At 37.9% G+C, this 13,778-nt stretch carries 11 protein-coding genes and 2 pseudogenes; 2 read left to right on the top strand and 11 right to left on the bottom strand.

Features of this window, described 5'->3' with window-relative positions; genetic code table 11:
• Positions 1-6: 6 nt before the first annotated feature.
• The 3 genes from BALCAV_RS03635 to BALCAV_RS03645 form a co-directional block, all read right to left on the bottom strand.
• Positions 7-1,665 (bottom strand): ribulokinase, encoded by a 1,659-nt coding sequence (locus BALCAV_RS03635; protein WP_004428198.1) that lies wholly within the window; start codon positions 1,663-1,665, stop codon positions 7-9.
• Positions 1,662-2,378 (bottom strand): L-ribulose-5-phosphate 4-epimerase, encoded by a 717-nt coding sequence (gene araD / locus BALCAV_RS03640; protein ID WP_004428190.1) that lies wholly within the window; start codon positions 2,376-2,378, stop codon positions 1,662-1,664. The genes BALCAV_RS03635 and araD overlap by 4 nt, the downstream gene beginning before the upstream one ends.
• Positions 2,379-2,525: 147 nt before the next feature.
• Entirely contained in the window at positions 2,526-3,740 is a 1,215-nt protein-coding gene (locus tag BALCAV_RS03645; protein ID WP_004428187.1) for a sn-glycerol-1-phosphate dehydrogenase, read from the bottom strand.
• 409 nt (positions 3,741-4,149) lie between these two features.
• On the opposite strand from BALCAV_RS03645, the gene BALCAV_RS03650 reads away from it, so the two are divergent.
• Positions 4,150-4,554: a hypothetical protein gene (locus BALCAV_RS03650; protein ID WP_004428183.1), complete on the top strand. Its 405-nt coding sequence runs from the start codon at positions 4,150-4,152 to the stop codon at positions 4,552-4,554.
• Between the two features lie 113 nt (positions 4,555-4,667).
• Here the strand turns inward: BALCAV_RS03650 and BALCAV_RS21970 are convergent, their stop codons facing one another.
• From BALCAV_RS21970 to spoVK, 8 genes and pseudogenes are all read right to left on the bottom strand, one after another.
• Positions 4,668-4,844 carry an HAD hydrolase family protein gene (locus BALCAV_RS21970; protein ID WP_004428180.1) on the bottom strand — a complete coding sequence of 59 codons (177 nt, stop codon included), beginning with the start codon at positions 4,842-4,844 and terminating at the stop codon, positions 4,668-4,670.
• A gap of 49 nt (positions 4,845-4,893) precedes the next feature.
• Positions 4,894-6,102: an MFS transporter gene (locus BALCAV_RS03655; RefSeq protein ID WP_004428176.1), complete on the bottom strand. Its 1,209-nt coding sequence runs from the start codon at positions 6,100-6,102 to the stop codon at positions 4,894-4,896.
• A 126-nt stretch (positions 6,103-6,228) separates the two neighbouring features.
• Positions 6,229-7,264, bottom strand: a pseudogene (locus tag BALCAV_RS03660) (ROK family transcriptional regulator).
• A gap of 610 nt (positions 7,265-7,874) precedes the next feature.
• A pseudogene (gene tnpA / locus BALCAV_RS21490) lies at positions 7,875-8,225 on the bottom strand (IS200/IS605 family transposase); the annotation flags it as partial.
• 191 nt (positions 8,226-8,416) lie between these two features.
• The gene (gene glnA, locus BALCAV_RS03670; protein ID WP_003323769.1) at positions 8,417-9,766 is read right to left on the bottom strand and encodes a type I glutamate--ammonia ligase; all 1,350 of its coding nucleotides are present in this window, start codon (positions 9,764-9,766) and stop codon (positions 8,417-8,419) included.
• A gap of 76 nt (positions 9,767-9,842) precedes the next feature.
• Positions 9,843-10,232, bottom strand: coding sequence for a MerR family transcriptional regulator (locus BALCAV_RS03675; RefSeq protein ID WP_003323768.1), 390 nt, complete (start codon positions 10,230-10,232; stop codon positions 9,843-9,845).
• A 76-nt stretch (positions 10,233-10,308) separates the two neighbouring features.
• On the bottom strand, positions 10,309-11,568 hold the full coding sequence (locus tag BALCAV_RS03680; RefSeq protein WP_003323767.1) for a methionine gamma-lyase family protein: 1,260 nt from the start codon (positions 11,566-11,568) through the stop codon (positions 10,309-10,311).
• Between the two features lie 106 nt (positions 11,569-11,674).
• Complete coding sequence (gene spoVK, locus BALCAV_RS03685; protein ID WP_003323766.1) at positions 11,675-12,628, bottom strand: stage V sporulation protein K; 954 nt, start codon at positions 12,626-12,628, stop codon at positions 11,675-11,677.
• 136 nt (positions 12,629-12,764) lie between these two features.
• On the opposite strand from spoVK, the gene BALCAV_RS03690 reads away from it, so the two are divergent.
• Positions 12,765-13,778, top strand: a complete 1,014-nt coding sequence (locus BALCAV_RS03690; protein ID WP_003323765.1) for a tyrosine-type recombinase/integrase — start codon at positions 12,765-12,767, stop codon at positions 13,776-13,778.

Genomic DNA, 13,778 nt, shown 5'->3' on the forward strand with positions numbered 1-13,778 from the left:
ACAAATCTATTTATATGATTTCAGTCGTTTCATCACGTCATTGGCACCACGACCAAAATAATCGTGAAGCGTGTTATATTCTTCAAATAACTTATCATAAATGGCAACGTTTTCAGGTTTCGGCTTATACGTCCTCTTTTTCACTCGTCCCATTTTTTGGGCGGCTTCATGAATCGTATCAAATCCACCGTTTTGACTTCCAGCTGCTACTGCTGCGAACATTGCTGCACCTAAAGCAGGTGTTTGTTTCGAATCAGCTATTTTAATTTCACGATTTGTCACATCCGCATATATTTGCATAAGCAAGTTGTTTTTTTGCGGTAATCCACCACAAGCGTACAACTCATTAACAGGTACACCATTGTTATGAAAAGCGTCTATAATCTTTCGCGTTCCAAACGCTGTAGCTTCTAAAAGAGCCCGATAGATTTCTTCAGGTTTTGTAAGTAGGGTAAATCCAAGGATAAGTCCTGTTAAATCCGTATCCACTAAGACTGAACGATTTCCATTCCACCAATCTAAGGCAAGTAATCCTGTTTCACCAGGCTTATAATTAGATGCCTTTTCTTCAAGGAGTTGATGAATGTCTTTCCCTAAACGGTCCGCTTCAACTTTTAATCCCTCCGGTACACCGTGTTCAACATACCAAGCAAAAATGTCTCCGACGGCGGATTGGCCAGCTTCATAGCCTAAAAATCCAGGAATGATGCCATCTTCTACCACTCCACACATCCCTTCTACATTCCTTTCTTCTGTCCCAAGCAACATATGACAGATTGAGGTCCCCATCGCCATCACAAGCTTTCCAGGCTCAACAACTCCAACAGCCGGTACAGCCGCATGAGCATCGACATTCCCTACCGCAACCGCAATTCCTTCCTTTAACCCCATTAAATTCGCCATTTCTTTTGTTAACTCACCTGCTTTTGAACCTAATGGAAGGACATTACCGCGAAGTTTTGTCTCGACTAAATCTCCTAATCTACTATCTAAAGATTCAAAAAATTCTTTCGGAGGATAGCCGTTTTGTTTATGCCAAATCGCCTTATAACCAGCCGTACAACTATTTTTAGTGAGTTGACCAGTCATTTGCGAAACAACCCAATCAGTTGCTTCCACAAAACGATCCGTGAGCTGATAGATTTCTTCGTCCTCATTTAGAATTTGCCATATTTTTGCGATCATCCATTCAGAAGATATCTTCCCCCCATATCTTTGTAAAAAAGACTCTCCTCGTAACGCAGCTATTTCATTAATTCGGTTCGCCTCATCCTGTGCGGCATGATGTTTCCACAGTTTTACCCAGCTATGAGGCCGTTCCTTTAAATCATTCTTTAAACAAAGTGGTTCTCCATGTGAATCAATCGGCAACATCGTACAAGCAGTAAAATCAATCGCAATCCCAATAATGTCTCGAGGGTCAACGCCAGACATTTTTACAACGGTAGGGACAGATTTTGTTAAAACCTCAATATAATCAAGTGGGTGTTGAAGAGCCCATTCATGCTCAAGCATAACCTTCGAGCAAGGTAAGACCTCATCTATTACTCCATGTGAATATTTCGTCACATGATCAGCTATTTCAGTTCCATCTGTAAGGTCAATTAGAACAGCTCTTCCCGATTCAGTCCCATAATCAACACCAATTGTATAGCTCTTATTCATCTAATCCCACTTCCCTTTTCACCTTGACCATAATAGGCATTTTCTCCATGTTTTCTTAAATAATGTCTGTCTAAAAGAACTTGCTCCATCGGACTCGTCCTTGGATTGATTGTCAGCGTTCTCCAAGCCATTTCTGCGACCTCTTCTAACACGACCGCATTATGAATCGCGTCTTTTGGACTTTTCCCCCAAGCGAATGGTGCATGAGAATGAACTAAAACACCGGGTACTTGAATTGGATCTAAAGCTTTTTTTCGAAAAGTTTCAATGATAACCTTTCCTGTTTCAAGTTCATAGTTCCCATTAATCTCTTCTCTCGTCATTTTACGTGTACATGGAATTTCTCCATAAAAATAATCCGCTTGAGTTGTTCCAAAAGAAGGGATTGGTCTACCCGCTTGGGCCCAACTTGTTGCACAAGTAGAATGTGTATGGACAACCCCTCCGATTTCAGGAAAAGATTGATAGAGAGCAATATGGGTAGCTGTATCTGAAGAAGGCTTGAAATTCCCCTCCAATACTTGACCTTCGAAATCAACGACAACCATATCATGGCTCGTCATCTCAGAATACTCAACCCCACTAGGCTTAATGACTACAAGACCCTTTTCACGATCAATTCCACTTACATTGCCCCAAGTAAAAGTGACAAGTTCATACTTCGTCAGAGCTAAATTCGCCTTAAACACTTCCTCTTTGAGTGTTTCTAACATCTCGGCTCTCCTCCTCTTCAAAACTATAATCTCTATCTTTATTATACACATGTACGTACAAATTTCTATATTTTTTTGAGTGAAATTATAAGTTTTTTTGAAATCGAGATTATTATCTATATTCATTCGTACAAATCACATCTTAAATCAGGCTTTTTGGTTGCGAATAAATTGATTATAAAAGGATAAAAAAGTAGACCTTTCCCTTAATAAATGGGCATTTTGTAAACTACTTTCGATAAGTTCTTCAGAAATCCCTAATGATTGTGGGTTCAATTCGCCTCCTAACCCTCGAACCATTTCCTGTATTTGTATAGAAGCGGGCATCTTCATTAAAATATCTAAAATTTTTTCTTCGTTTATTTTCAAACGCTCCATTCTTTTATCACTAAACTGAATTGAACCCTTTTTTAATTCAATAAGTGCTGTTTTTATCGTCGTTTGATAAAATTTTGAAATAAGGCAGGTTGAAATACTAACTTTTTCCCCATGTAGCACTTGCCTTTTCTGTTTTTTTATAAAATCCATTTCCCAATAATGGGATAGATGATGCTCAGCTCCTGAAGCTGGGTGAGACTGACCAAAACGAAGCATAGCCAGACCAGATAAAATTAAAGACTGCATCAAAATCTTTATTCCCTCTTCCTCTCTATTTGCAATCTTTTGAAAATGAATCAAGCACTTTTCTAATGCTTGTTCAGTCATTTGAAAAACTAATGGACAAAAAGGCTCTTCATCGATTAAATGTCCAAATTGCCAATCGGCTAAAGAGGTGGTTTTTCCTAACATATCTCCAAAGCCTGCCGCTATCATTTTTTTAGGTGCCTCCATTAGGATATCTAACTCGGCAAATACAGCTATCGGAGCTTGAGTTTGATACGTTTTTTTATTTCCATTTACAATAATCGGAGCACCCATAGAAGTAAAACCATCAACAGAAGGGGCTGTTGGTATCGAGAGAAAAGGTTTCCCCATCTTATAGCTAACAAAGCGGACAATGTCATGAATCGTGCCGGCACCAATCGCGATAATAATCTCGGTATTTGCTGAGACTGAAGTCATCACTTGTACGATAGACTTCTCATCTGCTATTACTTCAGAATCGTTTTCATAACCTACTAGACAAGTCTCCGTTAAGATTTTTAGTTGCTTAACCGCCTGTAAAAACGAACGTCCTGCCACTTCATACGTATTACGGTCTGCCACAATCGTGAGCTTTTGATAGTTTTTTGTTTCTAAAAAAAGGACCGCTTCTTTTAAGGCACTCCTCTCAATAACTATTTGCTCAATCGTCATATCAAAATGGGGGTTCCCACATTGACAATCCCTTGAAATCCATTCATCTAGATTCAACTCTTCCATTATGCCCAACACAACCTTTCCAATTTTTCTTCTCAGTAAAAGTGAGTAAATTTGTACTAAACTTATAAAATCATATCATCAAACTTGTACGGATAACTGAATTATATGGCTCGAACCTTACAAATATCAAGTGTAGATTCGTACATTTTGAAAATGGAGCTTATTAGTTTTAAGGAGACAAAATTGGGTTAAGACCACCACGACGGGAATCTGGGGATTGTTAGGGAGCAAATATCAGGGAGGTGAGCAAGAAGTGGACTCTTTCTTCTCTTTCTCAGCCTTTTGCCCCTGATTGATCTTTCACGACTTACAAATGATATTAACCATTTATTCATTTAAGTCATTTTGACATTCTTTGATTTTTTTTACATAAATATAGTGTAAAATATTTAATAAGGGGGGCTGGGGAATGGATCCTTTAGAATTTTACGGTTTAATCTTTTTTATTGTTTTATGTTTAATTGGACTTACCCTTTTTGCTTTAACAAAAGGGAAAAAGAGATTCATTACAATCATTTTAACGAGCTCATTTCTTTTCATTGCTATTCTATTTATATTTGGAGAACCTATTAATATAGATGCTGATATAGAGAAAAGAATCGAAATTCTCGAACCTTACTTACAAAAAAATTTCCCTACTGAAACATGGGAGTATGCAATCATTCCATATAAAGAAGAAGGTTATAACTTAAACCCCAAATATATTGGCGTCATTTTTGAAAGTGAGCCAAATGTGATCTATTATTATTTTTCAGATAAAGAGGGAAATATTACTCTAGAGGCAACTTACGACCATGCACCTGAAGATAAATAAAAACAAATGAAAGCTCGACATCCATTTTCATCTATGTTACTCCTCTACAGCCAGTCGAGTTAATAAATCTCTTAACGAAAATCAAAATTAAATAGAACATTATTGTAAACAATTTAATTTCCCCATTTCCTGTAATGATAACAACTTAATGATTGTTTTCCAGTAATTGGAGCAAAAATAACTCCTTTTTCTTTCATTATCTTTTTAACATCCTTATACAGTTCTCTGTTAAAATCACCATTATTATTCAAAAACGTTCCATCCATATCAGATACCACTAATTTAATCATAAGAATTCTCCTCACATCTTATTATAGTTCACTAAGTCGATATACGTTTTTAATTAGATACGACAGCTCTTCTTCTTAGTACGGCATTTAGTTGTTCTGAGCATAGGAGCATCACCACTATATAAACAACGATAAAAAATGGGAAAATTCCGATTGTTGTATTTGATGCAAGGAAACCAAGAAGAGGTGGCATAAAGGCACTACCTGTATATGCAACAGCCATTTGATAACCCATAATAGTCTGTGAATGCGTTTTACCGAAACGAGCAGGTGTTTCATGTAACATACATGGAAAAATCGGTGCTAATCCAAATCCCACCATGATAAAACCTACAAGTGAAACGATAGCTGGCAATGGTAGGACCAGAAGTATGGCACCAATAAGTGCTATGAGTTGTCCTGTTCGAATGAGCATGCGGTTACTCATTTTAAACGTAACAAAACCAGTTAGAAATCTACCAATCGTTAGTCCACCCCAGTAGAATGAAACCCACTGTGCGGCTACTGATGCTGGTAACTCCTTAACATTTACGAGAAAGCTACTCCCCCAAAGCCCGACTGTTGCCTCAACCCCACAATAAAACAAGAAGGCAAACATCGATAACTTCACCCCTTTAATTTGCAAAGGCTTTATAGGCTTTATATCTTCACAAGAAGTTTCAGCATGGATGGGTTCTGAATTTTCATTTAACGCTATGTTACTGTTTTTCGATATTCTATTCCATAATGGTAAAGAGAATAGCAGGATAGCTGCTAACGTAAACTGAATGACCGAGATTGTGAGATAACCACTTCTCCAAGCATGTTGACCTGAAATAAACTGGGCCATGATGAGTGGACCCAAGGTGGCTCCTACACCCCAAAAACTATGTAACCAGCTCATATGATGTGCCTTATAATTGTTAGCAACATAATTATTAAGTGCTGCATCCACAGCTCCTGCACCTAGCCCAAGAAGGATTGACCATGCAACCAACCACATGATCGATGGAGCAAAATAAAAACCTAATAAAGCACTAGCCGTCATTAAACCACTAAAAAAAGTGACCTTTCCAGTACCAAATCGCATAATTATTCTTCCACTAACTAAACTTGAAACAATAGTGCCTCCTGCAATCGTCATAAAAAGGAATCCAGCTGCTTCGAGCGGTAACCCCAATTCCTGTTGCATTACGGGCCATGCAGCTCCTAATAAGGGATCAGGCAACCCTAAGCTAATAAATGCCAAATAAATAATAACCAAAAGTAATAGTGTCATGTTTACATGTTTTCTCCTAACTGTATTTTTTCTAAAACAACTTATTAAAATGATTTAATAAGTCAATAAAAATTTCAGCATTCATACTCCTATAGATGAATGCCTACAGCAATTGTACGTTTATCATTAGTTGTCACTTATCTCATCAATCATTACATCCAGGCAAAGAGTTTGTAATCCAAATAAATAGTCTTGTTCCCAATCACTAGCTTCAAACTCTGGAAGATGCTCTGGAGGAATATATTTTGAGCTTACAACTTTAATTTTGTCTATTATTGTTCCATCCACTTCATCCTCACAAAAAATGAAAACGTGAGGATTAATAATCGCAACAAACGAGGCTACTAATCTACTAATGGCATCAACCTCATACTCCTCACTAATCATTTCTTTTCTCGTTCCATTTCCCCTATTTAAAGCCTGTTGAAAATTTTGGTCATTATATTGAGGAATAAACTGAACCTCGCCGGAGAAAAACGTACTTCCACGAACGACATGTCCGTTTAACATAATCCCTGTACCTGGGCCATTTTGTCCAGAATATAAATATACAAGCGATTGCTCCTTCATGTTCCTATTTTTGTAATAGCCGAGAATAGCGGCATTCATATCATTTTCCACTGCAACAGGTATAGAAAAATGCCTCTCATAGTACCCTTTTAAATCTATATTTTGAAAATGCTCGTATCCTGGAATATGAAAAATCCGACCATTATCAACCGCACCAGGAACGCCAATCGCGATCGAATTGATTTTTGGATTTGCGTTTCTGATGTTTTCAATATAGGTAGTTAATATATTTAACCCACCATCCGTTAGTACACTTGGAAGTTTTCCTTGATCCTTTATTTCTCCCAAACAATTAAATATTGTATAGTTTGTCTCTAACCTCTCTAAGAAAATAGCAAGACCTAGCATATACTCAGGATTGTACCTATACCTTTTTGCTCTTCTGCCACCACTAGATTCATCAAGACCAACTGAAATAATTTCTCCATTGTTCTCCATCTGTGTTAGGCTCTTACTTATTGTTGGAAAACTAATTTTCAATTTATTACATAGTTCTACTTTTGTTGCACTTCCAAATTCCAAAAGAGTTGTACGAATCCCCCCGTAGGATCATCTTCTTCATAGATTTTGGATTAGTCAATTTTTCATCCACTATAGATCACCCACCTAAAGCACTTATTAAATCTCTTTAATAAGTTATGGTGAAAATATACCATACTTATTTTTTTATAACAATGAAAAATTAGTTCCCTTTTTCAAGATTAACGCTCTTTACATTCAGACTTTAACAAGTCCTCTAAATGAAGATTTTTTGCTTCGCAGTGTGAGTCTATTGCTTAGCAAAAAATCTATTTATAAATGGACTACATTTCCAACTAAACTAGCGAATACTTTTGCATAATGCTTACAAACTTAACTAATTTACTCAACTTTCGCATCAAGAAAATCCGTTCAACTAGTTGGCAGAGCGAATAGAAGCTCTTAAACAAATGCCATTGACACGTTTGAAAAGCGAGAACGTACTATCACACCAAACGGATAAACTGTGCATTAAGAAAAAAATAGACAATGTACAATGCCCTTCGGCTATCGCTCCCAAACAGACACTCCGCTCCTTGCCAAGAACCTCATGAGCCTCCTCAGCACGCTTGCAGGGTCTCATTGGACGGTTTATTCCTGCGGGAGTCTCCGTGTCTGTTTGTCCGCTAGATTGATACTATGTCAAGAAAATAGACACAGATTTTTCTTGACATAGTATCATTCTTTTTGTTTCTTCCCACTGTATCTACATAGAAACCTCGACACCAAAACTTCCTGTTCCCATAGCGATACTTTAGATTGGCATGTCGATCAAAATATCATGAGACTGCTTTTTCCTTTTAAATACCCCATAAATTGAGACACACTTAACTTAGGCGGAATACTCACTAACATATGGATGTGATCCGGACAAGCATTTGCTTCGTGAATCACCACACCTTTTCTTTCACATAAATCTCTTATGATCTGTCCGATACTTTTTTATATTTTCCATAGATGATTTGTCTTCTGTATTTTGGTGCAAAAACGATATGATACTTACAATTCCACGTTGTGTGTGCTAAACTATTCATGTCCTTCACAGGGCATACCTCCTTCTTTGGTGAGATGAAGCGGTCGGGAAACCAACTTTATCCTACCATGAAGTGAGGTTTTTTTAATACCACGCTTGAAGCTCTTTTGAACCCCCGGCATAGCCAGGGGTTTTCGAAACCACAAACCAACAAAAACCCTCAACGTCAGTAACGTCAAGGGTTTGATCTTCTTAATAGTTCTGCATATACTGGTCACGTTCCCAAGGGTGAACTTGTGTGCGGAACATATCCCATTCGATTTCTTTTGCTTCGATGAAGTGCTCGATAGCGTGCTCACCTAATGCTTTCACTAGAACTTCGTCTTTGACTAATGTGTCAATTGCGTCTTTTAGTGTTGCTGGTAAGTCATTGATTCCTTCTTCGATGCGCTCTTCTTTGCTCATGATGTAGATGTTACGATCTGTTGCTGCTGGTGGAGTGATTTTTCTCTTAATTCCATCAAGACCAGCGGCAAGCATTGCGGCCATAGCTAAGTATGGGTTCGCTGCTGGATCTGGGCTACGAACTTCGATACGGGTACTTACACCACGAGAAGATGGGATACGTACAAGTGGGCTACGGTTACGCATAGACCATGCTACATATACAGGTGCTTCATAACCAGGAACTAAACGCTTATAAGAGTTAACAATCGGGTTTGTGATAGCTGTAAAAGCTTCTGCATGCTCTAAAATTCCACCTAGGAATTGCATTGCTGTTTCACTTAATTGTGATTCTGTTGATTCATCAAAGAAAACATTTCCTTCTTTATCAAATAAAGACATGTTACAGTGCATCCCAGAACCGTTTACACCAAATAGTGGTTTCGGCATGAAAGTTGCGTGTAACCCGTGCTTACGAGCAATTGTTTTTACAACTAGTTTAAATGTTTGAATATGGTCACAAGCTGTAACCGCATCAGCATATTTAAAATCAATCTCGTGCTGACCTGGTGCTACCTCGTGGTGAGATGCTTCGATATCAAAGCCCATATCTTCAAGCTCTAATACGATATCACGACGGCAGTTTTCTCCTAGATCTGTTGGTGCTAAATCAAAATAGCCACCTTTATCGTTTAATTCTAAAGTCGGTTCGCCATTTTCATCATTTTTGAATAAGAAGAATTCTGGCTCTGGTCCAATGTTAAAAGCTGTGAAACCAAGATCTTCTGCTTCTTTAAGCACTCGCTTCAAAATACCACGTGGGTCTCCTTCAAATGGAGTTGGTTCTTCGCCAGGCTTTCCTGGAAAATAAATATCACAAATTAAACGGGCTACCTTACCTTTTTCAGGAGTCCATGGGAAAATAACCCATGTGTCAAGATCTGGATATAAATACATATCAGATTCCTCGATACGAACAAAACCTTCAATTGATGAACCGTCAAACATCATTTTGTTATCTAATGCTTTTGTTAATTGGTCAATTGGAATCTCGACGTTTTTAATCGTTCCTAATAAATCTGAAAACTGCAAGCGAATAAAACGGACGTTGTTTTCTTGTGCATTTTGAATAATGTCTTCTTTTGTAAACTTAGCCATTCTATGTAAGCCCCTTTCAATCCTAATTATATTGAAAAGATTTCCTCAAGAATCAGAAATCTATTCCATCCATATTTTACGTATTAAAAAAACGAGAAAGTTGTCCTTGTATAAGCGACGTTTTGCCGAGCTTTCCGGCATCTTGTAATTCCTTCTTTAATAATCTGCGTAACTCTTGATCCGATAGTTCTTTTTTCGGTGTAGAGCTGTTCTTTTTTTCGTTTTCTTTTTCTTCTAAAAAATGTTTGATTGCGGAAATATTAAAGCCTTTTTCCAACATCTCTTTAATTTCCAATAGGCGATCAACATCATTAAAAGAAAATAAACGCTGATTACCTTTTGTACGAATTGGATGAACCAATTTATTTTCCTCATAGTAACGAATCTGTCTTGCGGTCAAATCGGTTAGCTGCATCACAATTCCAATTGGAAACAATGGCATATTACGACGATCTTCTATTTTCATACCGTCACCTCCGATTCCATACTATTAGACTACTAGATGTAAGAATCAATGTCAACTAATGTTACATTACCTAACATCAATTTTCTTCATTGACAATTTTTAACGAATCAATTGCTTGAATAACTGCGATTTTTACATGTTCATATGTTAACCCACCTTGGACATAAGCGACATACGGTGGCCTAATCGGGCCATCTGCTGTTAATTCAATACTTGCTCCTTGAATAAATGTTCCCGCTGCCATAATAACATCATCTTCATAACCTGGCATTGGGCTTGGATGAGGAGTGACATGGGCATTAACTGGTGAAGCGGCTTGAATCGCTTGGCAAAACTTAATCATCGCTTCTGCTGTTGGAAAACGAACAGACTGAATTAAATCCGTTCTTTTATCATTCCAACTAGGCGAAGTGCTCATTCCTAAGTCCTCTAAACAAGCAGCTGTAAAAGTCGCACCCTTTAATGCTTGAGCGACAACATGTGGCGCTAGGAAAAAACCTTGATACATCTCTTGTAAACTATATAGGCTAGCCCCTCCTTCACGTCCAATACCCGGAGCCGCTAACCGATACGAAGCTAACTCAATTAATTCTTCCTTACCGACAATATATCCACCCGTTTTAACAATTCCACCACCTGGATTTTTGATAAGCGAACCAGCCATCAGATCGGCTCCAACCTGACACGGTTCCATCTCCTCAACGAATTCCCCATAACAATTATCAACAAAAATAATGACGTCTTCTTTAATCGTACGTATAAATTCGATCATTTTTTTGATTTCTGAAATGGTAAAGGACGGGCGAGCGTCATAACCTTTAGAACGTTGAATTCCGATCACTTTAGTCTTTGAAGTAATCGCTTGAGTGATTTCCCTCTCATTAATCCAACCATTTTCTAAAAGGGGAATCGCTCGATAATCAATCTGAAATTCTTTTAACGAACCATGCCCATTGCCTCTTATACCGACAATTTCCTCAAGTGTATCATACGGTTTTCCCGTAATATAAATTAATTCATCACCTGGCCTTAAAACCCCAAATAAGCAAGTCGCAATTGCGTGAGTTCCGGAAATGATTTGCGGGCGTACTAACGCTGCTTCCCCACCAAAAACATCCGCATAAATCGCTTCCAATGTATCGCGGCCGACATCATCATAGCCATATCCAGTCGAGGGTGTAAAATGAAAATCTGCCACCTGATGTTTTTTATAAGACTCCAACACTTTTGCTTGATTGACCATCGCTACATAATCAAATTGTTTATGAACGGAATCTATTTTATCCTCTACCCGCTGAATTAGAGCTTGAAACTTTTCATTTTGTAACAGTTGCATAAATTTCTCCTTTTTTCATAACAAATTCAGATCATTTTATTATAACATTTAGCCCTCTCAAGCAAAAGCAACCCAAACTAAAAAGGACCCCTACAGCAAGGTCCTTTTACCGTGTATTCACTCTTGATGAATGAAAATTAAAGTCTTCCGCTTCTAACGTTTCAAGATGCTTTCGTTCAAAGTTCCCTAAACGTAATAGTCTAACCGCCTGTAAGCGGATTGCTTCTTCAATCAAATTCCGGATATATCGCCCATTACTAAACGCACGCTCTTGTTCAATCCGTATTTGCTTAAGATGTTCACGGATATGGCGAATCGCTTCCGTTGTTAACTTATATTCCCTTTCATGGGCCATGCCAATTAAAATTTCAATGAGCTCCTCTAACGTGTAATTAGGAAAATCCATCGCAATCGGAAAACGTGAGGGCAATCCTGGATTTAACGATAAAAAATAATCCATTTCGCGTGAATAGCCTGCTAGGATAAGCACAAATGAATGTTGTTGATCCTCCATCGCCTTCACTAATGTATCAATCGCTTCCTTGCCAAAATCCTTCTCCCCACCTCTTGCCAACGAATAAGCCTCATCGACAAATAACACACCACCATGAGCTTTTTTAATAACCTCTCTTGTTTTCTGAGCCGTGTGGCCAATATATTCTCCGACTAAATCGGCCCGCTCCACTTCTAGTAAATGCCCTTTTTCTAAAACATTCATTTCATGAAAAAACTCTGCAATAATTCGGGCGACCGTTGTTTTTCCTGTGCCAGGGTTACCTTTAAAAATCATATGCAACACTTGCTTTGACACTTTTAAACCATTTTGCTCACGACATCGATTGACATATAGCCACGCATAAATTTCGTTAATTAATTTTTTAACATCCTTTAGTCCGATAAAATCCTCCATACGTTTTTCAAATCGTTTTAAAATTTCATGTTTTTCTTTATCTTCCTCGGAATAATAAACGAGTGACTGGGGTTCCTTCAATTCATACCTCGTTTGGTTTAACACCACATTAATACGTCCATTTTTCCTCGTGTTAATCGGGTTACTCATGCTGCTCACCCTTCCATCCATTACTCCCTTATGTTAATCATACGCTACAAATTAAAAATTGTGACAAATGCCTATAAAAACATTCAAATACCTACACTTAAATGTATAATATGAGAAAAGCGGAGGTGATGTTTATATGACCGATTCCTCTTTTCCGACATTCGTCCATTCCTATTTAGATAATTTGTATATAAAAGGAAGAAAAGCTTCAACGATTAAACGATACGAGCATGATTTTAGCTTATTCTTTCGATGGCTTTCTCAGCAAACGAAAGGCCGAACAATCGAGAGTGAATGGATGAATATTACAAAAGAACAGGTCCAGCAATTTATAACCTATCTGTTTGAAGAAAAAGAACACCAAATTCGAACCGTCAGAAGAATCCATTCAGCACTCAAACAGCTAGCTAAATATTGTATAGAAGAAAATTTCTGCAAAGAGCATCCCTTTGCTTTTTCAGGCGCACCTGAGCTGATTCTCACCCCTTTAAAACCGTCAGAATGGGTCTCATCACAGGAAGTTTCACAATTTATCCAAACACTACGGTCAAACAAAAATTTAAGTGAACAGCAGCTAGAAGTTCGTCCCTTATTAAAAGCACGTAATGAATTCATTGTGAAATTATTTTTGCATTATGGACTTACCTTACAAGAAGCTGTTGATCTAACCATGACACAAATGAAGTTTGAATCGGGCACGATTGAAATAAATGGAGAAGCAGATAAGCGTTCCATCCATTTAAGTCAGCCTGACCGACAACTTGCTTTTTCTTATTATCAAAAGATCCCTGAACCGGTCAGACCGAGATTACATGAGAATGACCCTTTTCTCGTAGCCTTTGATTTTCAAAGAAAAACATATCGCTGGTCTTACGAAGAGGACAAGCCAAAACAGTTAACGAACATCGCCATCCAAAAAATGATCCGACTCGAAGTGGCAAGAGGCGAGCTTCGCAAAGGGATATCGGCTCAACATTTGCGGAATCGCTATATTTTACATGCTCTACTGCAAGGCGAATTAACTGAAAATGTCCAAAAGAAATTAGGTTTAAAATCACCCTTATCATTCCACCGATACGTGCTCACCATTGATAAATTAACCGAAGAACAAAGGCACGATCTACTACAGCAATACGGTCGAAAAGATTAA

This window comes from Alkalihalobacillus alcalophilus ATCC 27647 = CGMCC 1.3604 (genome assembly GCF_000292245.2).
Taxonomy (GTDB): domain Bacteria; phylum Bacillota; class Bacilli; order Bacillales; family Bacillaceae_D; genus Alkalihalobacillus; species Alkalihalobacillus alcalophilus.